The sequence below is a fragment of the Chromobacterium sp. W521 genome, from assembly GCF_052805975.1.
On the sequence record NZ_JBRBAF010000006.1, the window covers coordinates 338,251 to 359,652 of the forward strand.

Genomic DNA, 21,402 nt, shown 5'->3' on the forward strand with positions numbered 1-21,402 from the left:
GTTCATCGTTGCATCGCTGGTACGACTCAGTCGGTTCTATGTCAGACTAAGCCTAGAGATACCTCTCGTGGTTTAGCCCCGCGATTTACCGCCTGCCCGCCGTAGTAACTGTGTCTGGTCCCGGTCAACTCTAGGCAGGGGTTTCCCAAGGAATGCAGCATCCAGGCCCCGAGTGCTCGCGTTGTACGCCCACACTACGAATTGCTCCAGCAAGCGCTCATTTTCGAGCTTCAATCGCGCATTTTCCGCTTCCAGTCGGTTGTACCTCTCCAGGAGAGCCTGGGTCTCTGTAGCACTAAGTGCCTTTGGAGCAACATCTTTGTGCGGAGGTGAGCCTGCGATGCGTTCTTTCGTTAATTGGAAGGCCTGCTTAATTCGTGTGTGCTGACTGAGGGCCTGGCGGGTGTACCGAACCCGCAACCGTAGTTCGATGGCTTCAATCAGCAACTCCCAAGTCAGCTTGTTATCCCATCCATCCAGTATTCCGACTATGGCCTCGATGCTGGCGTCGTCCAGGTTCTTGGCCCGCGGTTTGGGCTGCTTAGCCATTTACGTTCCCCATTCCAGCCAGTAGGTTGCGCATCGCGTCCATCGAAGTGGTTGAGGGAGATGGCGCTACTTGCTTATGCTCCACCGCAGCTCTCGTCTCTACTGCATGTTCAATCCGCGATGCCGTGGGCAGGTTTGATAACTGGATGACTGCACCCACAGGAACCTGAGGGTCGTCTAGGATGGCGCACAGCTGACTAAGCCGTTCGATGGTTAACTGATGATGTTCCGCCCAACGACTAGCTCCGAAAAAGCCGTTTCCATGAGCTTGCTGTGCGGTCTCGAGGTTCTCTTTCGCGGTCTCCAGTTCGGCACGCAGCCTGGCTGTCCGTACTTCATCCCCTTTAATGCATACCTGTTCATTGCAGTTGAGACAGTCTGCATGCAGCTGACACGGTGCCATGGTGTAGTCGTGGATGCATACGCCGAACTCAGTAGTATGTGCCGTCGGTACTTTTAGTCGCGCAAACTCATCACGTCGGATGACTGTGCGCGGGGGGAGTTTGGCCAAGGGGCCATACATCTGGCGGTCATCGCCTAGAGCATTTCGAATCTTGAGCACTAGCTCATCCGCCGAGACATGGTCGTAAGTTGCATTCTGCCGAATATCTTTTCGTCCCGACCATTTGGCAATATCCAGTTGGCTCAATCCTCCTGCCTGTGCCAATGTATTCAAATAATGGCGAAACTGATGTGTGGTAACCTTTATTGGGCTACCATCCGGTTCAGTAAATCCGTAACGCTCAAAAATGGTTATGTGATGGCTTCCTGGTTTGGGGCCAAGCCGATTATTCACTTGATTGACACTAATTCCTTGGATGATACCCACCCAAGAGGCTTTGTCTGTAGCTAAGTCATTTTTAAGTGAGACGCAAAGCGCATCACTAAATTTCAGACCGAGTTCGGCATTCAGCCAAGGAAACCCACGGGGTAATTGCGAAACCACAAAGCGTTCAATGTCGTCAAATTGAGCGTAATGCTTTCCTTTAATAACAACAGTTTTGATGCCCTTTTTTTTGTACCACTCATTAATGACGCTTCGGTTCGTCTCTTTGCCAAAAAGGATAAAGCCAACCTCTCTATTTGTCAGTAAAGGTTTTGCTCGTAGATGTTCATATTCTGGCAATAGATAGACTTTATGCGGATTATTTTCATACCACCGAGCAACCTCTCGAGCTCGCTCTGTACACCTCCGAATTTTTTTCAATGCTTCGGCAACTACCTCTACCATAGATGGAACAATCCATTTGACCATCGGCTCTGCCCCTTTTGCAGGCCACCACCGAAGGCCGTACGCTTCAGGGCCATCAGCTGCTCTTTGGTGGGCTTCGCAAAAAATTGGAAGGAGCAGAATCTCATTTATTCGGTCAGGTGCCGAACACAGTATGGCAGCAATGGATGAAACAAGCACGAAAGGAGTTTCTTCTGCCAACCTAAATGCCTTTGGTAAGGAATCTAATGCAGCAGTTGATGGCATTTTTTTGGCTCGTTTCTCATCGAACTCTTGTCCAACCCGAGTTGAATTCTGCCTGTGCCTTACAGGGTTCTTCCAGTCGTAAACAGGTAATAAAGTTAATTGATGCTCGCCCAGGAATTTCGCAATTTTTTCAACCTGTCCAGCAATGTTTTTTGCTGTTCCTGGGCTGTAGTTCTCGATAGTTAATTGAGCGGCCCGATTTAACACCCTTGTGTCAATTTTTGTTGGGCTAACCTCATTAATTTCTCCTAGTGCTTCGTAAAGTATACGGATGGCGCCCATTATAATGCTAAAGCTTTTTAATTGTTGAAATGCATTTATGTATCGTATGTAAGCCTTTGAAAAAGAATTGTATGGTTCGAGGAAAGCTTCTGGCTGTGACAAGGTCAAAGACCGGTAGGTATAGAAGCGAAGGCGAATTCGATTGTTGGCCATGCCCTTGAGAATTATATAGTCTGAAATATCCCATTCATTATTATCAAAGACAAGTCCTGCGCCGTATGTGGTTAATTTGTTGCGACCAAATTCAATGAATTGTTGGAGGTTGTTTTCAGCATCTTTTTCTTTTTTTGGAACAAAGGTGACCAATTTATCGTTGATGCTCATCAGGCATATCCCCCTTTTTTACTGCTTGGCACTTACGAATCACCTCTGCCACAGCAAGAATCGTTCTATCGTTAACCGAAGCAATGCGTATGTCTGTAATGCCCAATTTGCGCTCTCGCTCTACTATAAGGTGGTTCAATACTGCTTCATGGGGACCATCCAACCAGGCCTGAAAGCTCTGGCAGGTGTAACAGGCAATCGGTGCGGAAAATCCACAGAAGCCGTGGCTACCGCAGTTCCCCATTACCTGGCATGTCTTATCGATTCGAGGGTCGAGAATTCTGCTTGCAGGGTCGCTACCTCGGGTGGCTGCTGATTCGTCGGCAATGATTACGCCGGCAAAGGCCTGTGCCAGCGGAGCCAGTGTCGTGGAGACCGCTTTGTCTATGCGGGCTATGATTTCGGGTGTGGCCTGGACGTAAACACCCACGTTCTGAGTATCTGAATGGTCCAGTAACTCGGCGATGATGAGCTCTCCATGCCCCTCTTGGGCCGCTACGGTGCCAGTGGTTCTACGGAACCTCGTGGCGGTGATATGGATGATGTCACCGGTGCGCTCTGAGTACACTTTCAACCGCTTCAGAGTCCGAGTAAGCAGCATGGATAGGCTAGTGGACGTTCGGTGATACTCCATTCCCGCTGGTTGTTTGTCATTAGTCGCCTGCGGAAATAACGGTGCTTGAGATGGGGTGTTGAGAGTGTTGGCAAACGATGCCTGTACTTTTTGCGCGTACGCGTAGAGAAATTTCCCAATCTGTGGCGTGATTAGACGCTCTTTGAAATCAAGGCGAGCCGCTTTGTGCTGCTTAACACGAGGGACCCTGAGGATGTAGATGGGGGTACCATCTTTGATTTTTGGAGCTAGGACATCACAAACCTTGAGCAGAGCATATTGAGAAGGCCTCTGGCCAAGAAGCATAAATAGCATGGCCAAAAGATATTCATCATCAGCTATCGAGCTGTTGGCATATGCTTGATGTAGCGCTCCCTGAATAGCTTCCCGCTCAATGTCTGTGAAAGGTCCGTAAATTGGGTCTAGTGTCAAGACGGCCTCTCCCTTTTTATTACCTTTGAGACGTAGCTCATTTAATAGCTTAATGGCATCTGCAGTCACTCCATAATAGCCGAGCGCATGCCATTTTTTCAGAAAACCGGCTAGAGCACCTAGATACCACTTTTTATTGTCTGGTTGAGCTGAGTGATAGTTTAAAAGGTCAATGCTTGTTATTTCTCTGACAGGCTTTCGACTATTTTCAGCGATGTAGCAAAATAGGTGCTTGGCACGGTTGAACATATTTTCAAGGTGCTTAATGGATTTATTCTCGGCGTACCAAAGTAAAGTCTTCTTAAATTCTAGCAATAATTTTGGGGTGATTACTTTGTTTGCGTAAGAAAATTTTATGCTGGCGGCCTGGTGGCCCTCTCGAATCGCCCATGCATCCTGGTTAGGGTCAAAGATTGCTCCGCCCCGGGTACGAGTAATCGGTAGCTGGTTATTTACGGCTATAGGCAGCGTGCTCATCAAATATCCTCTTCGCCTGTCATTTTTGACTGCATAAGTAATGAAATCTGATTGGCTTTTTGACGGATGTGGCGCCTAGTATAATTAACTGCCGTACCAGATGTTTCCGACCACCCCATAAGGTAGGAACGCATCTTCTGCTCCTCGGCTTCCGGAGTCTTGGTGCGGTCCATTGCCTCAGAGAAATTGTCATTCCAGGTATGTCTCAATACATGCGGCGACAAGTCATCCGGTAAATCTGGAATGCGGCTACGCAGGAAAGAAAAGCACTTGTTCAAGGCGCTTAGCGACAAGGGGGCTCCCGTTTTGGTAGCAACAAAGAGATACCCGTGCCGTCTTGCTCCGGCCAATAGTCGGCGAGTATCCATCACGTAGTCGTAGGTCAGCCGACAAAGGTCAGGGGACATCGGTAAAATCTTGTCTCGTGTCTTGACCAGCGGTTGCGCTGTGCGGGGGTCATCGGATGAGTCTGGACGCCGAACGATGGTGACCGTTTCCTCGCGGAAGTCGATGTCGGATACACGCACGTTCAGCAGCTCGCCACGACGCAAGCCGAAGGCGTGCAGCCAGCGGAACATCAGCTCATTACGAGTTTTGGTAAAGTCGTAAGTCCAAGGGTTTTCAGTAGAGTTCTTTGCTATTGCAGACAGGAGACATTCAGCGGTTTCACGTGGCAACCCTTCCCGCTGACCAATTGTGTTTCGGCCTCCTGCTGTGGTGATGCGGGCTTTCAGGGTATCGACCGCAACCTGTTTCGCAGCCTCAAGGGACTGGTATGTCGTACTGCCGGTCGGTAATTTTAATAGCTGGCCCTTTGTCAGTCAGGACAAGTAATCCGCAATAACACGTATCCGATTATCGGCAGTATCAGTAGCGACACTTTTCGGTAGTTTAGTTCTGAATTGCTGTCGAAGATTTTCTAGCGAATTTGTGCGGAGCCGTTTAGGTTTGAAGGTTTTGGCCTCAGCTGCTGAGGCTATATCGGGAATGTATAATCTGCAGGTGTTAGCCAGCGCTTCGATTTCCCCGAGGTCGAGAACTCGGCCTTCACGAAATCGGGTATCGAGGTCGATTTGATGGTGCTCAAGGAAGAGCTGAAGCACCTGAAGGTGGCGCAGTGCGAGTTCAATGGTGCGGGAAGCAAGGTTCCTCGCCCGGAGTTGTGTCAACGAGTAAATCGTCGGTGCAAACAAGGGCAGCCCGGTTCGGTTGTCGCATAGGACTGCCAATCGTTCCCCGGATGTCATGGTCAGGGTGTCGACAAAATAATGACAAGACATTCTTTACGCTGGCCTTTGGTAAACACTCCCGACCAGTCTAAAACACGTCACCCTTATTCTGGAAATGCGAATAAGTCCAGGCCGTTTTAATAATGCCGTTGTTATTAAGTTGGCGGGATAATAACCGGCATTCTTTACACTGGTCTATGGTGAACACTCTAGGTCAGAGTAAAACACGTCACCCATATGTGTAAAATGTGAAAAACCCCAGTCAAATCAATGACTGGGGTTGAGTTGTTTACATTGTTTACCTTGTTCCGGGCTAGAACGGAATGTCGTCGTCCATATCGTCAAGCTGTTTGGGCGCCGGGCGCGGCTCTTGGCGACGGGGCGCGGCCGGGGCCTCCTGGCGCGGGGCCGGGGCGTTGTAGCCGTAGCCGTCGTCCATGCCGCCTCCGCTCATGCCGCCGCCGGAGCCGCCCATCTCATTGCGGCCGCCTTGCAGGCTCAGCTCGTTGACGCGCACGTCCGGGGACAGGCGCTTGTTGCCCTCCTTGTCCTGCCATTCGCGCAGGGTCAGTTGGCCGTAAACGGTAACCTGCTGGCCTTTGGCCAGGTAATTCTTCAGCGATTCACCGCGCTTGCCCCATACCTGGCAGCTGAACCAGTTGGTGCTCTTGCGCTCGCCAAAGCCGATGTCGCTGGCTACGCGGAACGACAGTACCGGCTCACCGCTGGGGGTGTAGCGCAGTTCGGCGTCGGCGGCCAGACGGCCGTCAAAGGTGATGCTGTTCATCGATGTCTCCGAATAAAAATCTAAATATTTGGCCTGTCGCCGCGGCTCAGAAGGTGGCTCCGATCAGGCGCTGCACCGTCGCTTCATCCCACTGTTGCTGCGATACCTTCAGATAGGCCACGCGGTCTTCCAACACGACCACGGCTTCATGCACGCCGGCCACGCCGGCCAATTGGCGGGACAGGTCGCCGGCATCGCCCCGCCAGTCCTCGCCGATGTGAAACATCACCGAGCGCACCGGCTTGGGCGGCCGCATGGCCAGCGACCACAACAGCCAGGTCAGCATCAGCAGGCTGGTGAAGCCAAACACGCCGGCCGGGCCGAAGCGGGTGTACAACCAGCCGCCGGCCGCCGCGCCCAGGAACAGGCCAAGGGATTGGGCGGTATTATACACGCCAATCGCGGTTCCCTTGGCATCGGCCGGAGCGATCTTGGAAATCAATGAGGGGAGCGTGGCTTCCAGGATATTGAAGGCGATGAAATACAAACCCAGCCAGATCACGATCTGCCAGAAGCTGTCCAGCGCCATCGCCATGCCCATCTGTGCGGCGGCCATCAGCGCGATGGCGCCGACAAACACTTGCTTGAGCCTGGCTTTTTTCTCGCCGTAGATAATGGCCGGGACCATCAACAGGAAGCCGATTACCGTAACAGGCAGGTACACCTGCCAGTGTTGGGTCTTGTCCAGGTGAGCGGTCTTGATCAGCGCGAAGGGAATGGTGACGAACATGGCCATCTGCGCCGCGTGCAGCGCGAAGATACCGTAGTTCAGCTGCAGCAGTTGCGGGTCTTTCAAGACCGCGGGCAGCCGCTTGGCGTTGGCTTCGGTGTCCGAGTGAAAACGCGAGCTGACCGGGTCCGGAATGATCAGCCACACGCCGATCAACGCCGCCAGCGACAGCGCGCCGGTGAGCGCGAAAATGCCGTTGACGCCGATGTACTTGGCCAGTAGAGGCCCCAGCACCAGGCTGGCGGCGAAGGTGGTGCCGATGGACATGCCTATCATCGCCATCGCCTTGGTGCGGTTTTCCTCGCGGGTCAGGTCCGCCAGCAGCGCGGTGATGGCGGCGGAAATGGCCCCGGCGCCCTGGATGACCCGGCCCACGGTCAGGGTGGCGATGTCGTGCGCGCCGGCGGCGACGAAGCTGCCCAGCGCAAACAGCAGCAAGCCGCCGTAAATCACTTTTTTGCGGCCTATCTTGTCGGACAGCATGCCCAGCGGCAGTTGCAGCAGGGCCTGGGTCAGGCCGTAACTGCCCAGCGCGATGCCGATCAGCGTGTGGTTGTCCGCGCCTTCCAGGGTTTGGGCGTACAGGGCGAATACCGGCAGGATCAGGAACATGCCCAGCATGCGCAGGGCGTAGATGCCGGCGAGGCCAAGGCTGGCCCGGAGTTCTGTTGCGTTCATTCTTGTGTGCGTCGTTTGTGTTGCTGGCGGGCTGCGGTCTGAGGGCCGCGCCCCATGGTTCTAGTAACGGTCCGGCGCCGTTCCGGATGACGCCGCGCGTTAAAGATCTGGTGGAGTCAGACTTGCCAAGTCAGGTATATTAACAGGTTCCCTGACCGACGGTGAGTTACGCTCCAATATGGACAGCATTCGCATTCGCGGCGCACGCACGCACAATCTGAAGAACATCAACCTGGATTTGCCCCGCCACCAATTGATCGTGATTACCGGCCTGTCCGGCTCCGGCAAATCCTCGCTGGCCTTCGACACCCTGTACGCGGAAGGTCAGCGCCGCTATGTGGAAAGCCTGTCCGCCTATGCGCGCCAGTTCCTGCAATTGATGGAAAAGCCGGACGTGGACCTGATTGAAGGCCTGTCCCCGGCGATCTCCATCGAGCAGAAGGCCACCAGCCACAATCCGCGCTCCACCGTCGGCACCGTCACCGAAATCCACGACTACCTGCGTCTGTTGTACGCGCGGGTGGGCGAGCCGCATTGCCCGGAGCACGGCGTGCCGTTGTCCTCGCAAACCGTCAGTCAGATGGTGGATCACGTGCTGGCGCTGCCGGAGGAAAGCCGGGTGATGATCCTGGCCCCGGTCATCGTTGGCCGCAAGGGGGAGAATCTTGACCTGTTCGAAGACCTGCGCGCCCAGGGCTTTGTGCGGGTGCGCGTGGACGGCGAAGTGTTTGAAATCGACGCCGTGCCCAAGCTGGACAAGAACAAGAAGCATACCATCGAGGTGGTGATAGACCGCCTGAAAGTGCGCGAGGACATGAAGCAGCGGCTGGCGGAAAGCTTCGAAACCGCGCTGCGCCATGCCGAAGGCCGCGCCATCGCCGTGGAAATGGATAAGGGCGAAGAGCACTGGTTCTCCGCCAAGTTCGCCTGCCCGGTGTGTTCCTACAGCCTCCCGGAACTGGAGCCGCGGCTGTTCTCCTTCAACAACCCGATGGGCGCCTGCCCCAAGTGCGACGGCCTGGGCGAAATCACTTTCTTCGATCCGCGCCGCGTGGTGGCGCATCCGGAATTGAGCCTGGCCGCCGGCGCGATCAAGGGTTGGGACAAGCGCAATCAGTTCTATTTTCAGATGCTGATGTCGCTGGGCGAGCATTACGGCTTCTCCGTGGCCGAGCTCGCCTTTGAAGACCTGCCGGAAAAAGTGCGCAATGTGGTGTTGCATGGCTCTGGCCGAGACAGCATCGAATTCAGCTATATGTCGGAGAAGGGCACCAAGTTCAGCCGCGCGCACCCCTTTGAAGGCATCATCCCCAACCTGGAGCGTCGCTACCGCGAAACCGACTCCGCGGCCGTGCGCGAAGAACTGGCCAAGTATCAGAACAACCAGCCCTGCCCGCATTGCCAGGGCTCGCGGCTGCGCCTGGAGGCGCGCCACGTCTTTGTCGGTGAAAAAACCCTGTACGAGATCAACCAGATGCCCTTGAAGGAGACCGCGCACTTCTTCGCCCAACTGGCGTTCAGCGGTCAGAAGCAGGCGGTGGCGGAAAAAATCGTCAAGGAAATCAGCGAGCGGGTGTCCTTCCTCAACAATGTGGGCCTGGATTACCTCAACCTGTCCCGCTCCGCGGACACCCTGTCCGGCGGCGAGGCGCAGCGCATCCGCCTGGCCAGCCAGATCGGCTCCGGCCTCACCGGCGTGATGTATGTGCTGGACGAGCCGTCCATCGGCCTGCATCAGCGGGACAACGACCGCCTGCTGGCCACCTTGATGCGGCTGCGGGATCTGGGCAACAGCGTAATCGTGGTCGAGCACGACGAAGACGCCATCCGCGCCGCGGACTATCTGGTGGATATGGGGCCGGGCGCGGGCGAGCACGGCGGCGAAGTGCTGGTGGCCGGCACCCCGGCCGAAGTGGCCGCCTGCGGCCATTCCATCACCGGCGACTACCTGTCCGGCCGCCGCCGCATCGCGCTGGGCGGGGAGCGCCGCAAGGTGGACCCGGAGCGCATGCTGCGTCTGATCGGCGCCAGCGGCAACAACCTCAAGAACGTCACCCTTGAACTGCCGCTGGGCATGCTGGTGTGCATTACCGGCGTGTCCGGCTCCGGCAAATCCACGCTGATCAACGACACCTTGTACAAGATCACCGCGCGGGAACTGAACGGCGCCAGCGAAGAGCCCGCGGCCTATCAGGACATCCAGGGCCTGAAGCAGCTGGACAAGGTGATCAACGTCGACCAAAGCCCGATCGGCCGCACCCCGCGCTCCAATCCGGCCACCTACACCGGCCTGTTCACCCCCATCCGCGAGCTGTTTGCCGGCGTGCCGCTGTCGCGCGAGCGCGGCTACGGCCCAGGCCGCTTCTCCTTCAACGTCAAGGGCGGCCGCTGCGAAGCCTGCCAGGGCGACGGCATGATCAAGGTGGAAATGCACTTTCTGCCCGATGTCTACGTGCCCTGCGACGTTTGCCACGGCAAGCGCTACAACCGCGAAACCCTGGAAGTGCAATACAAGGGCAAGAACATTCACGAGGTGCTGGAAATGACGGTGGAGCAGGCGCTGGATTTCTTCAGCGTGGTGCCCACCGTGGCGCGCAAGCTGCGCACCCTGATGGAAGTGGGCCTGGGCTACATCCGGCTGGGGCAGAGCGCCACCACCCTGTCCGGCGGCGAGGCCCAGCGCGTCAAGCTGGGGCTGGAGTTGTCCAAGCGCGACACCGGCCGCACCTTGTATATCTTGGACGAACCCACCACCGGCCTGCATTTCCATGACATCGATCTGTTGCTGCAGGTGCTGCACCGCCTGCGCGAAAGCGGCAACACCGTGGTGGTGATCGAACACAATCTGGACGTGGTCAAAACCGCGGACTGGCTGATAGATTTGGGGCCGGAAGGCGGCGCCGGCGGCGGCCAGATCATCGCCACCGGCACGCCGGAACAAGTGGCGGCCAATCCGGTCAGCCATACCGGGCGCTATCTGCAGCCCTTGTTGCAGCGCGAGCAAGCCTGATGGCAATCAAGTACAATGCGCGGATAGACAGCTTGCTGTTATAAAGAAATACCGGCGGCGGCAAGGGGAGAGCAGTGTCGCCGCCCCGTGGACGGCGCCTTGCCCAAGGGCCATCGCATCAAAAACAATATGAGGAAGTCATGCTGACTTTAGGCAAGATCGATCACATCCACATTCGTGTGACTGACGTGCCCAAGGCCCTGAAATGGTATCAGCGCGTGCTGGCCATGGCCCCGGACCCGCGCTACAAGCATATGCGCGAAGGCCCGCACGGAGCGGTAATGCTGGCCAACGCCAACGGGGCGGTGCGCCTGGCGATGAGCGAGGACAAGAGCGGGGCGGCCAACCATCAGGGCGATATCGCCTTTGTGGTGAGCGGCCAGGATTTTCTGGAGTGGATAGACCAGCTGGCCGGTGAACGCGTCACTAATCGCGACGGCCAGACCATCGCTCGGGATTCCGTGCGCGACCATCGCTTTTTCTGCTCGCTGTCCTTCGTCGACCCCTTCGGCAACCCGTTCGAGATCGTCAGCTACGATCACACCTGGCTGGTGGGCAAGCTCAAACTGAACGAACAGCTGGAGTGAAAACCGCTGATCGCCACTAAAACCGCCGGCTTTGCGCCGGCGGTTTTTTATGCGCTCAAGACAATGCGCCTTCCTGGCGCAGCACCTGTTCAAGCGCGGCGAAACAGGCCGGGTCGATGGCGCTGCCCACGTGCCGGCGCATGATGTCCAGCGTTTGCGGCGCCGGGGTAGCCGGGTGGTAGGGGCGTTCCGCGTTGATGGCGTCGAAGATGTCCGCGGCGGTGATGATGCGGGTTTCCAGCGCAATGGCGTCGCCGGACAGGCCGCGCGGGTAGCCGCCGCCGTCCGGGCGCTCGTGGTGGGCGCCGGCCACCCAGGCTAGTTCGGCGAAGTGTTCGATGCGGCCCAGAATGGCCTCGGTGTAGCCGGCGTGGCGTTTGACCGCCTCCCATTCGTCCGCCTCCAGCTTGCCGGGCTTGTCCAGTATGGTGTTGCTGACGCCCAGTTTGCCCACGTCGTGCAAGAGCGCGCCGCGTTTCAGCCAGCGTCGCCGCGCCTGGCCCAGTTCCAGCTCCGCGGCGATCTGGTCGGCGTAATGGCCCACTCGCTGGCTGTGGCCGGCGGTAAAGGGGCTTTTGGAGTCCACCACCTGGCCGAAGCCTTCGGCGATTTCATCCAGATAATCCTCGTCCAGCGGCACCGCGCATTGGGCCGGCTCCAGCCTCAGCACCGCCTGATCGATGTCGTCGGCCTCCAGTTGCCGCCAGAAATCCGGCCTGGCGCTGACCCGGCGAAAGGCGGCCACCAGTTCCGGGTCGAACCATCCGCCGGTGCTACGCAGCGCTTGGTCCAGCGCGGCTTGGCGGCCATGGGTGATGTGGAACACGTCTATCACCTGAGCCAGCAGGGCGATGCGGGAGTTTAGCGGGATGGCGTCGCCGCGCAGGCCCAGCGGCCTGCCGGAGCCGTCCCAGTGTTCGTCCAGCGATTGGATGCCGCGCGCCACGTTTTCATTGAAGCGCAGTTGGCGGGCGATGTCGGCGCCGCGGTGGCAGCGGGTGTTGATCAACTCGTCCGCCATTGCTTTGCCGTGGCGCAGCACGTTGAGGATGGAGGCCGCGCGCCGCGCCCAGCCCGCGCTGTGGGTGCCGGTGTTCTTGAACACAAAACCCAGCATTTGCGGCAGGCTGGCGCCCACTTGCTTGAAGTCCTGTTTGAAGCTGCGGTCGTCGGTTTGGTACAACTCGCTGATGCGCGCCGCATTGCTGCTGCAGCCCAGGTCCTTGAGCAGGATGGCGTAGTACAAATCCCATAGCGGCTGCGGGGCTAGGCCCATGCTTTGGCCGATATGCATGCCAATCCAGCAACTGCGGATGCAATGGCCTTCCGGCTGGCCTTCGGTGATGTCCAGCGCATAGCTTAGCGAGCTGATCAGTTCGGACAGCTTCAGGGTGGCGGGCATGAGCGCTCCATGGGGTTGAGGCGAGCGGGAGGGGTTATGGCGGAGCCGCTCGCAGATAATCTGGAGCAAGGCGCGTTGACGCAGGCGGTTCATTGAGTATGGCAAGCCGGCGCAACGCAGCCTCTTTGTGAGCGGCGCTACCTTATTTATCCTTGGCGAAGCCTGCTTTTTCAATCCCGCCGCGCGGGCGAGGGGGCGCGGCTCAGCCGCGCGATGGTGTCCACCAGCCGCGCTTCAATGTCCTGATCCAGCGGCAGACGTTCGCTGGCCAGTTCCGCCAGCCGCGGGTGGGCGCCCACCTGAACCGAGTGACCGGCCTCCAGAAACATGCTGACGTCGTTGCTGTCGTTGCCGAAGCAGATCAGCTCATCGGCGTCGATGCCGCATTGGCGCAGCGCGGCCATCTTGCTGACGCCGGCGGCGGTGATGTCGAAGATCTGTTCGTCGGAATGGTGGTGCAGCTCCACGCCGGCGTGAGCGTCCAGCTCCCGGCGCAGGCCGGGGACATCGGCGCAGGCGGTGATCAGCAGCTTGGCCGGCTGGCGGATGTCTTCCGCGCCGACATGGCTGGCCAGCTTGCCTGGGTCCACTTTGGCCAGGAAGGGATGGCCGGCGTCGCCGCTGTAATGGTAGTCCCAGCTGAGGTCCACCAGATAGGACGCGGCAAAGCGTTGCGCCAGTTGGGTGATGTCAGCGAACACCGGGTCCGGGATAGGGGTCAGCCGCCGCAGCTCGCCTTGCTGATGGCTCATTGCGCCGTTGGCGCCGATGATCAGCGCGTCGTGGAAGCGGGCATCCAGCAGCGGCAGGATGTCGCGGTAGGGGCGGGCGGAAGCGAAGCCTAGCTGGTGGCCGTGTTGGCGCAAGCCGTCCAGCGCGCCCTGGATGGCCGGGCTGATGGTTCTGCCGTTGAAGCAAATGGTGCCGTCGATATCGAAAATGAAGTGCATGGGGTCTCGCTGCGGGAAGGTGGCGACGGCTGGTTTTTAGCGCCGTTTTATGATGTTTGTATTCTAACTGTCTTGCCCGTTCGGGTGAAGCCGCCGGGTTAAATCGAATGCCCTTGGACTTGTCAGCGAGAGGTGTCGCCCACATTTCCCGTGTATGACCGTTCATCTGGAGAGTGCCGCGCATGAGCCAAAGCGTTTGTCTGGAGCCGTTGACCTCCGCCGATTTCCCCGTCTTGGCCACGCTGGCCGGCGAGATCTGGCATCAGCATTTCATCAGCATGATCAGCCGCGAGCAGATCGAATACATGTTGGCCGGCCGTTATGTTCCGGAGAAGCTGTCCGCCTATCTGGACGCGCCGGACCGCTGGTTCTGCCTGCTGAAGCTGGATGGCCGGGCGGTGGGCTATTGCAGTTACGCGCTGACGGCGACGCCGGGGGAGATGAAGCTGGAGCAGCTGTATTTATTGGCGGAAATGCGCGGTCGCGGCCTGGGCGCTTATATGTTGGATGCGGTGGAACGGGCGGCGCGGCAGCGCGGTTGCCATACCCTGGTGCTGACGGTGAACAAACACAATGCCGGTTCGATCGCGGTGTATCAGCGCCGCGGCTTCCTAGTGCGCGAGGAGGCGGTGTTTGATATCGGCAACGGCTTTGTGATGGACGATTATGTGATGGAGAAGCGGCTGGTTTGAGGCGTGGGGAGCCGCGCCATGAAGAAAGCGCAAGGCGGGGAGCCTTGCGCTTTTTGCTTGGTTGGCCGTGTGTGGCTTGTTGATGCGTGTCAGGTGCCGCAGAAGGTCCGATACCCCTGCGCCACTTCCGGCGCGGCCGGCAGCGTGTAGCGCTCCAGGCCGGCGCGTTCGGTGAAGGGCTGTCGCAATACGTCCAGCAGCGTCAGTGTCGGCCCCATATCGCCATGATCGCTGGCGGCGGCCAGCGCTTCTTCCACCAAGTGGTTGCGCGGGATGTAGAGGGGGTTGGCCTGGCGCAGCGCGGCAGCGCGCTCGGCGGCGGCTTGCGGCTCGGCGTCCAGCCGTTGGCGCCAGCGGGCCAGCCACGGCGCGGCGGCGGGGTCGTTGAAGAGCTGAGTCAGTGCTTGGTCTTGGCCTTCGGCGGCGTCGGCCAGCCGGCGCCAGGCCAAGGTGTGGTCGGCGTCCTGGCGCGCCAGCAGCGCCAGCCAGTCTTCTGCCAGCTCCTGATCGATGTCCTGCGCCTGGCTCAGGCCCAGCTTGCGGCGCGCCTGTTGCAGCCAGTGAGCCTGGTAGCGCTCGGCGAAGTCTTCGATGACGGCGGTGGCCGCCGGCACCGCGTTTTTGGGTTCGTCCGGGTCCAGTAGCGGCAGCAGGGTTTCGGCCAGCCGGGCCAGGTTCCATTGGGCGATGGCCGGCTGGTTGCCGTAGGCGTAGCGGCCGCCGCTGTCTATGGAGCTGAATACGATGGACGGGTGGTGGACGTCCATGAAGGCGCAGGGGCCGTAGTCTATGGTTTCGCCGCTGAGCGCCATATTGTCGGTGTTCATCACGCCGTGGATGAAGCCGGCGTGCATCCAGCGGGCGATCAGCTCCGCCTGGCGTTCCGCCACCGCTTGCAGCAGCGCCAGATAGGGTTGATCGGCGCCGGCCAGTTGGGGGTAGTGGCGCGCCAGGGTATAATCGGCCAGCCGGCGCAGCATGTCCCGTTCGCCGCGGAGGGCGAAGTACTGGAAGGTGCCGACGCGCAGGTGGCTGGCGGCGACGCGGGTCAGTACCGCGCCGGGCAGCGTCTGTTCGCGGTAGACGGTTTCGCCGGTGGCGGTAACGGCCAGCGCGCGGGTGCTGGGGATGGCGAGCGCGTGCATGGCTTCGCCTATGATCAGTTCGCGCAGCATCGGCCCCACCGCGGCTTTACCATCGCCTCGGCGCGAGAACGGGGTGCGGCCGCTGCCTTTGAAGGCGATGTCGCGGCGCTGGCCGTTGCGGTCCATGACTTCGCCCAGCAGCAGCGCGCGGCCGTCGCCCAGCGAGGGGGACAGCCCGCCGAACTGGTGGCCGGCATAGGCTTGGGCCACCGGCCTGGCCCCGGCCGGCAGCGCGGCGCCGGAGAAGGCGGCGGCCAGCTCCGTTGCGTTGGTCTGGCGGCTGTCCAGGCCCAGTTCCTCCGCCAGCGCGGCGTTCCAGTACAGCAGAGCCGGCGCGGGCGGGGCGTCGGGCTTGACCGGCATGCAGGCGTCGGGCAGGTCGCGGGCGTAGCTGTGGTCGAAGTCGATGTGGATCATGGCGGGCTCGCTGGGCGTGGTATGGGGTTGAGAAGCTATTTACGATCTGCTACGTGTCGGCGATGCGGCGTTAAAAACAAGCTCACAATGCTCATGTACCCTTGTGCATGCCGCTTTTCCGCTTGTTTTCGCCTTGGCTCGCGAGATCGTATATTAGGTTCTGAGACGTCGGCGGCGGGGTGAAGTGCCCGGCCGCCGGTCGGCAAAAAGCCGCCCGTGGGCGGCTGGATTCAACGGCTGCGGCCCTTGCCTGCGCCTGCTGGTTTGCTGCCCGGTTTCGTGGGCTTGCCGCGTCCGGCCGGCGTTTGGCCGGCGTGGGGCTTGGCCGCGGTTTTGGTCTGCGCGGGTTTGCCGCGCTGACCGTGTCCGGCGGGAGCCGCGGCGCGCTGGCCGGGCGCCTTGTTGCGCGACAGCGGCGCGCCCATGCGGTGGCGCACGGCGGCGGCCTTGTCGCCCGGCGGCGTTGGCGGAATCAGACAGTGCTTGCTGTGGCCGATCAGGTCCGCGCGGCCCATCTGGATCAGCGCGTCGTGGAGGATCTGCCAGTTGTCCGGATGGTGATAGCGCAAGAAGGCCTTGTGCAGCTTGCGGCGGTAGCCGTCGCGCACCACATCCACTTTTTCCGAGCTGCGGCTCAAGCGTTTGAGCGGGTTGCGGCGGGTATGCCACATGGTGGTGGCCATCGCCATCGGCGTGGGGGTGAAGGTTTGCACCTGATCCAGGCGGAAGTTGTTCTTCTTCAGCCATAGCGCCAGGTTCATCATGTCTTCGTCGCTGGTGCCGGGGTGGGCGGCGATGAAGTAGGGGATCAGATATTGCTCCTTGCCAGCCTGACGGCTGAAGCGCTCGAACAGCTCCTTGAACTTGTCGTAAGCGCCCATGCCCGGTTTCATCATCATGGACAGCGGGCCGTCCTCGGTGTGCTCCGGGGCGATCTTCAGATAGCCGCCCACATGGTGCTGCACCAGTTCCTTGATGTATTCGGGCGAGCGCACGGCCAGGTCGTAGCGCAAGCCGGACTGGATATTGATCTTCTTCACCCCCGGCAGCGCGCGCGCCTTGCGGTAGAGCTGGATCAGGTGGCTGTGGTCGGTGTTCAGGTTTTCGCAGATGTCCGGGAACACGCAGGACAGCTTCCTACAGGAGCGCTCGATCTTCGGGTCCTTGCAGGAGAGGCGGTACATATTGGCCGTGGGGCCGCCCAGGTCCGATATGTGGCCGGTGAAGCCCGGGGTTTTGTCCCGGATTTCCTCGATTTCCTTGAGGATGGATTCCTCGGAACGGCTCTGGATGATGCGGCCTTCGTGCTCGGTGATGGAACAGAAGGTACAGCCGCCGAAACAGCCGCGCATGATGTTGACCGAGTACTTGATCATTTCCCAGGCCGGAATGTTGGCGTCGCCGTAGCTGGGGTGCGGATTGCGGGCGTAGGGCAGGCCGTAGACGTGGTCCATTTCCTCGGTGGTGAGCGGAATGGGCGGCGGCGTCAGCCACACGTCGCGCTCGCCGTGCATCTGCACCAGAGCGCGGGCGTTGCCGGGGTTGGATTCCAGGTGCAGGGTGCGGCTGGCGTGGGCGTACAGCACCGGGTCGTGGGCCACGGCCTCGTAGGCCGGAATGCGGATCACGGTCTTGGCGCGTTCGGCGCGGCGCTTGGCCAGGCGCTCTTCGCGCGATTCGATGCGGATGACTTGCGGTTTGGACGGGTCCTGGTCCTTGGTGGCTTCGGCCGCCTGTTCCGGGATTTCCTGGTAAGGGTTGAGGTGGGCGTCCACCTTGCCCGGCAGATCCACCACGCTGGAATCCATCTCCTGCCATTCTTCGTCCGGACGCCAGCCGTGCGGCACGATGAAGGCGGTGCCGCGCACGTCGCGGATCTCGCTGAGCTTTTCGCCCCTGGCGGCGCGATGTGCCACTTCCACCAGCGCGCGCTCGGCGTTGCCGTACAGCAGCAGGTCGGCCTTGGAGTTGATCAGCACCGACGGGCGCACTTTCTCGCTCCAGTAGTCGTAGTGGGCGATGCGGCGCAGGCTGGCCTCAATGCTGCCCACCATCACGCCCACGCCGGGGTAGGCCTCGCGGCAGCGTTGAGCGTAGACGGTGACGGCGCGGTCCGGCCGCTTGTTGGCCGCGGCGTGCGGGGTGTAGGCGTCGTCCGAGCGCGGACGGCGGTCCGCGGTGTAGCGGTTGATCATCGAATCCATATTGCCGGCGGTGACGCCGAAGAACAGATTGGGCTTGCCCAGCTCGCGGAAAGCGTCCGCGGAGTGCCAATCCGGCTGGGAGATGATGCCCACGCGGAAGCCTTGGTCTTCCAGCAGCCGGCCCACCAGCGCCATGCCGAAGCTGGGGTGATCGATATAACCGTCGCCGGTGACCAGGATGATGTCGCAGGAATCCCAGCCCAGCTGGTCCATCTCGGCGCGGGTCATCGGCAGGAACGGGGCGGGGCCGAAGCGGCTGGCCCAGTACTTGCGGTAAGAGGTGATCGGTTTGGCGGCGTGTGCGGTCGTCATGCTGGCAATGGACTGAAGTTCGAGCAACCCGACATTATGCCATAGTTGCGCCTTGCTTGTGGAATAAGCGCTTGTTTTTTATTGAGAATTGCCTTGGTTGCAGTAGGGTTTTGCCGAAGGGGCGGTTTTGCTCATCAAAATCAAGGCGCTGCGCGTCCTGGCCGCAGGAACGGGAGGCGACGGTTTCGGCATGACATTCTCCTGCCGCGGGCGTATCCTAGCGGCCCATTCGCCAGACCGGAAACGGCTTGCCGAGCAGCCGCCATGGCGCGGCCGGAGGAGGAGGGGGCGGGTAAAACCGGGCAGGCCTCGGCGTCAGCTCCGTTGTTTCCGCCATTCCCTCCAGGAAGGAAATCATTGTTTTAGGCAGGAGCTCAATATGACGAGCCAGATCGTATTGGTGGATGAAGCGGCGCAAGGCCGCTATGTGGATGAATTGGAGCGGGGCAAGGTTTTGTATCTGCCCCGTTTCGACTTCCAGCTGCTGGCCGAGGAGGGGCGCTTGCTGGACCCGGCCATCGCCGATCCCAAGCGCAAGAACATCAGCCTGGAGCCGGGCAACGGCGCCTTGCACGGCGTGGTGGGCGGAGCGGAGCGGGAGGCGGAGGCGCGCGGCTTGATCTCGCGTTACCAGCGGGCCGCCGCCGATCTGGCCTCGAGGCTGCTGCCGGAGTACCAAGGCAAGCTGCGCGCCGCGCCCACCAGCCTGCGGCTGATGCGGGTAGAGGAGCGCCGGACTTCCTGGCGCAAGGACGACAGCCGGCTGCACGTGGACGCATTTCCGTCCCGCCCCAATTACGGCGAACGCATTTTGCGAGTGTTCTGCAATATCAACCCGCATGGCGAGCCCAGAGTGTGGCGGGTGGGCGAGCCTTTCGTCGACATGGCGCGGCGCATGCTGCCGCGGGTGCCGCGGCAATGGCCGGGTTCGGCGGCCTTGCTGGCGGCCTTGAAAATCACCAAGCGCAAGCGCAGCGCTTACGACCACATCATGTTGCATCTGCACGACGCTATGAAGGCGGATTTGGATTACCAGCGCCAATGCCCGCAGGAAACCATGCCGTTTCCGCCCGGCTGCGCCTGGGTCTGTTTCTCCGATCACGCGTCTCACGCGGTGATGTCCGGCCAGTTCATGCTGGAGCAGACTTTCTGGCTGCCGGCGGCGGAGATGGCGCAGCCGCAACAGTCGCCGCTGGCGCTGTTGGAACAGTTGACGGGCAAGGTCTTGGTGTAAGGCGATCAAACGGGAGGGGCGGGCGTGGCCGGTCCGCTCCCAGTCGGGGCGAAATCGGTTACAATCTTCGATTAGTCATAATCGCACTGCACAAAACAATGAGCACGGAAAACAACGCGCCGGTTGTCAGCAATTTCATCCGCAACATCATTGACGAGGACCTGGCTTCCGGCAAGCACAGCGGCATCGTCACTCGCTTCCCGCCGGAGCCCAACGGCTACCTGCACATCGGTCACGCCAAATCCATTTGCCTGAACTTCGGCCTGGCCGATGATTACAAGGGCAAGTGCAATCTGCGCATGGACGACACCAATCCGGAGAAAGAGTCCGACGAGTTCGTGCAGTCGATCAAGGATAGCGTGGAGTGGCTGGGTTTCCACTGGGACGGCAACGTCCGTTTCGCTTCTGATTATTTCGAGCAGCTTTACGGCTACGCGGTGGAGCTGATCCAGAACGGCAAGGCCTTCGTCTGCGATCTGAACGCCGAAGAAATGCGCCAGTACCGCGGCAGCCTGACGGAGCCGGGCAAGAACAGCCCGTTCCGCGATCGCAGCGTGGAAGAAAACCTGGATCTGTTCGCCCGCATGCGAGCCGGCGAGTTCCCGGACGGCAGCAAGACGCTGCGTCTGAAAATAGACATGTCTTCCGGCAATGTGAATCTGCGCGACCCGGTGATCTACCGCATCCGCCGCGCGCATCATCACCGCACCGGCGACGCGTGGTGCATCTATCCGATGTACGACTACACCCACTGTATTTCCGACGCTATCGAGGGCATTACCCACTCCTTGTGCACGCTGGAGTTTGAAGACCACCGCCCGTTGTACGACTGGGTGCTGGACAATATCAGCATCGGCTGCCACCCGCGCCAGTACGAGTTCTCGCGGCTGGAGCTGCTGTACGCGCTGACTTCCAAGCGCAAGCTGCAGGCGCTGGTCAACGACGGCCTGGTGAGCGGCTGGGACGACCCGCGCATGCCCACGGTGGAAGGCATGCGCCGTCGCGGTTTCAGCCCGGCCGGCATCCGCCTGTTCGCTCAGCGCATCGGCGTATCCAAGGGCGAGAACATCATTGACATGAGCGTGCTGGAAGGCGCGGTGCGGGAGACGCTGGAAAACGACTCTCCGCGCGTGATGGCGGTGGTGAAGCCGTTGAAAGTGACGTTGACCAACTACGACGCCGCCGTTACCGCCAGCCGCAGCGCGCCCTTCCATCCGCATCATCCGGAGTTTGGCGAGCGCGAAGTGCCGATTGCCCGCGAGATCTGGATTGAACAGGACGATTTTGCCGAAGTGCCGCCGCCCAAGTGGCAGCGCCTGACCGCCGGCGGCGAAGTGCGCCTGCGCTATTCCTACGTGATCAAGTGCGAGGAAGTGGTCAAGGACGCGGCCGGCAATGTGGTGGAACTCAAGTGCAGCATTGACCACGACACCCTGGGCAAGAACCCGGAAGGCCGCAAGGTCAAGGGCGTGATTCACTGGGTGTCCGCCGAACACGCGATCCAGGCCGAAGTGCGCTGGTACGAGCGTCTGTTCACCGAGCCGCGCCCGGACGCGGTGCGCGGCGAAGACGGCGAGTATGTCGATTTCCGCCAGTTCCTGAACGGCGAATCGCTGAGCACCGTCACCGCCTATGTCGAAGACGCCGTGTTGAAGGCCGAACCGGAGTCCCGCTTCCAGTTCGAACGCCTGGGCTACTTCGTCACCGACCGCCACGACCACCAGGCCGGCAGCAAGGCGGTGTTCAACCGCACCGTGGGCCTGAAGGATAGCTGGAGCAAGTAAGCGCCGGCGCCTGGCTGGATGTTTTGCGCGTCCGGCTGGTGAATCACTTCCAGCAATGGCGGGCCCGCGGGTCCGCCATTTTTGCGG

The 21,402-nt window shown here is 60.1% G+C and carries 15 protein-coding genes; 5 read left to right on the forward strand and 10 right to left on the reverse strand.

The genetic code is table 11. The features are described 5' to 3' along the window. Positions 1 to 72: 72 nt before the first annotated feature. From ACUXV1_RS11935 to ACUXV1_RS11960, 6 genes are all read right to left on the reverse strand, one after another. Complete coding sequence (locus ACUXV1_RS11935; RefSeq protein ID WP_446016645.1) at positions 73 to 549, reverse strand: hypothetical protein; 477 nt, start codon at positions 547 to 549, stop codon at positions 73 to 75. Continuing rightward, positions 542 to 2,632 (reverse strand): integrase, encoded by a 2,091-nt coding sequence (locus ACUXV1_RS11940; protein ID WP_446016644.1) that lies wholly within the window; start codon positions 2,630 to 2,632, stop codon positions 542 to 544. Before ACUXV1_RS11940 ends, ACUXV1_RS11935 begins: the two co-directional genes overlap by 8 nt. Continuing rightward, on the reverse strand, positions 2,616 to 4,154 hold the full coding sequence (locus tag ACUXV1_RS11945; protein WP_446016643.1) for a site-specific integrase: 1,539 nt from the start codon (positions 4,152 to 4,154) through the stop codon (positions 2,616 to 2,618). Before ACUXV1_RS11945 ends, ACUXV1_RS11940 begins: the two co-directional genes overlap by 17 nt. Next, entirely contained in the window at positions 4,154 to 4,831 is a 678-nt protein-coding gene (locus ACUXV1_RS11950; protein ID WP_446016642.1) for a tyrosine-type recombinase/integrase, read from the reverse strand. Before ACUXV1_RS11950 ends, ACUXV1_RS11945 begins: the two co-directional genes overlap by 1 nt. 865 nt (positions 4,832 to 5,696) lie before the next feature. Beyond that, entirely contained in the window at positions 5,697 to 6,170 is a 474-nt protein-coding gene (locus ACUXV1_RS11955; protein WP_019102147.1) for a single-stranded DNA-binding protein, read from the reverse strand. Positions 6,171 to 6,216: 46 nt separating this feature from the next. Continuing rightward, the gene (locus ACUXV1_RS11960; protein WP_114154599.1) at positions 6,217 to 7,578 is read right to left on the reverse strand and encodes an MFS transporter; all 1,362 of its coding nucleotides are present in this window, start codon (positions 7,576 to 7,578) and stop codon (positions 6,217 to 6,219) included. A 178-nt stretch (positions 7,579 to 7,756) separates the two neighbouring features. Here ACUXV1_RS11960 and uvrA point away from each other — a divergent pair, with 178 nt between their 5' ends. Together uvrA and ACUXV1_RS11970 are read left to right on the forward strand one after the other, a co-directional pair. Continuing rightward, positions 7,757 to 10,588, forward strand: a complete 2,832-nt coding sequence (gene uvrA, locus ACUXV1_RS11965; RefSeq protein ID WP_446016641.1) for an excinuclease ABC subunit UvrA — start codon at positions 7,757 to 7,759, stop codon at positions 10,586 to 10,588. 140 nt (positions 10,589 to 10,728) lie between these two features. Further along, positions 10,729 to 11,175, forward strand: a complete 447-nt coding sequence (locus ACUXV1_RS11970; RefSeq protein ID WP_043591565.1) for a VOC family protein — start codon at positions 10,729 to 10,731, stop codon at positions 11,173 to 11,175. A gap of 55 nt (positions 11,176 to 11,230) precedes the next feature. On the opposite strand, the gene ACUXV1_RS11975 is transcribed toward ACUXV1_RS11970, so the two are convergent. After that, a complete protein-coding gene (locus tag ACUXV1_RS11975; RefSeq protein WP_446016640.1) occupies positions 11,231 to 12,577 on the reverse strand; it encodes an HD-GYP domain-containing protein in 1,347 nt (448 codons plus the stop codon). 170 nt (positions 12,578 to 12,747) lie between these two features. Further along, a complete protein-coding gene (locus ACUXV1_RS11980; protein ID WP_114154605.1) occupies positions 12,748 to 13,527 on the reverse strand; it encodes an HAD-IIB family hydrolase in 780 nt (259 codons plus the stop codon). 182 nt (positions 13,528 to 13,709) lie between these two features. Here ACUXV1_RS11980 and ACUXV1_RS11985 point away from each other — a divergent pair, with 182 nt between their 5' ends. Further along, on the forward strand, positions 13,710 to 14,219 hold the full coding sequence (locus ACUXV1_RS11985; RefSeq protein WP_446016639.1) for an N-acetyltransferase family protein: 510 nt from the start codon (positions 13,710 to 13,712) through the stop codon (positions 14,217 to 14,219). An 89-nt stretch (positions 14,220 to 14,308) separates the two neighbouring features. Here ACUXV1_RS11985 and ACUXV1_RS11990 read toward each other — a convergent pair whose 3' ends face one another. Together ACUXV1_RS11990 and ACUXV1_RS11995 are read right to left on the reverse strand one after the other, a co-directional pair. Next, entirely contained in the window at positions 14,309 to 15,781 is a 1,473-nt protein-coding gene (locus tag ACUXV1_RS11990) for a protein adenylyltransferase SelO (protein ID WP_446016638.1), read from the reverse strand. A gap of 230 nt (positions 15,782 to 16,011) precedes the next feature. Then, a complete protein-coding gene (locus tag ACUXV1_RS11995; RefSeq protein WP_043640717.1) occupies positions 16,012 to 18,297 on the reverse strand; it encodes a YgiQ family radical SAM protein in 2,286 nt (761 codons plus the stop codon). 379 nt (positions 18,298 to 18,676) lie between these two features. Between ACUXV1_RS11995 and ACUXV1_RS12000 the strand changes: the two genes are divergently transcribed. Both ACUXV1_RS12000 and ACUXV1_RS12005 read left to right on the forward strand, forming a co-directional pair. Next, on the forward strand, positions 18,677 to 19,531 hold the full coding sequence (locus tag ACUXV1_RS12000) for a Kdo hydroxylase family protein (protein WP_043591554.1): 855 nt from the start codon (positions 18,677 to 18,679) through the stop codon (positions 19,529 to 19,531). A 98-nt stretch (positions 19,532 to 19,629) separates the two neighbouring features. Further along, positions 19,630 to 21,315: a glutamine--tRNA ligase/YqeY domain fusion protein gene (locus tag ACUXV1_RS12005; RefSeq protein WP_043640723.1), complete on the forward strand. Its 1,686-nt coding sequence runs from the start codon at positions 19,630 to 19,632 to the stop codon at positions 21,313 to 21,315. Positions 21,316 to 21,402 lie beyond the last annotated feature (87 nt).

Bases quoted from the DNA above. Each gene is read 5' to 3' on its own strand.
- ACUXV1_RS11985 (WP_446016639.1), top strand. From the start codon at position 13,710: ATGAGCCAAAGCGTTTGTCTGGAGCCGTTGACCTCCGCCGATTTCCCC.
- uvrA (WP_446016641.1), top strand. From the start codon at position 7,757: ATGGACAGCATTCGCATTCGCGGCGCACGCACGCACAATCTGAAGAAC.
- ACUXV1_RS11975 (WP_446016640.1), bottom strand. From the start codon at position 12,577: ATGCCCGCCACCCTGAAGCTGTCCGAACTGATCAGCTCGCTAAGCTAT.
- ACUXV1_RS11995 (WP_043640717.1), bottom strand. From the start codon at position 18,297: ATGACGACCGCACACGCCGCCAAACCGATCACCTCTTACCGCAAGTAC.
- ACUXV1_RS11990 (WP_446016638.1), bottom strand. From the start codon at position 15,781: ATGATCCACATCGACTTCGACCACAGCTACGCCCGCGACCTGCCCGAC.
- ACUXV1_RS12005 (WP_043640723.1), top strand. From the start codon at position 19,630: ATGAGCACGGAAAACAACGCGCCGGTTGTCAGCAATTTCATCCGCAAC.
- ACUXV1_RS11960 (WP_114154599.1), bottom strand. From the start codon at position 7,578: ATGAACGCAACAGAACTCCGGGCCAGCCTTGGCCTCGCCGGCATCTAC.
- ACUXV1_RS11945 (WP_446016643.1), bottom strand. From the start codon at position 4,154: ATGAGCACGCTGCCTATAGCCGTAAATAACCAGCTACCGATTACTCGT.
- ACUXV1_RS11970 (WP_043591565.1), top strand. From the start codon at position 10,729: ATGCTGACTTTAGGCAAGATCGATCACATCCACATTCGTGTGACTGAC.
- ACUXV1_RS11935 (WP_446016645.1), bottom strand. From the start codon at position 549: ATGGCTAAGCAGCCCAAACCGCGGGCCAAGAACCTGGACGACGCCAGC.
- ACUXV1_RS11940 (WP_446016644.1), bottom strand. From the start codon at position 2,632: ATGAGCATCAACGATAAATTGGTCACCTTTGTTCCAAAAAAAGAAAAA.
- ACUXV1_RS12000 (WP_043591554.1), top strand. From the start codon at position 18,677: ATGACGAGCCAGATCGTATTGGTGGATGAAGCGGCGCAAGGCCGCTAT.
- ACUXV1_RS11955 (WP_019102147.1), bottom strand. From the start codon at position 6,170: ATGAACAGCATCACCTTTGACGGCCGTCTGGCCGCCGACGCCGAACTG.
- ACUXV1_RS11980 (WP_114154605.1), bottom strand. From the start codon at position 13,527: ATGCACTTCATTTTCGATATCGACGGCACCATTTGCTTCAACGGCAGA.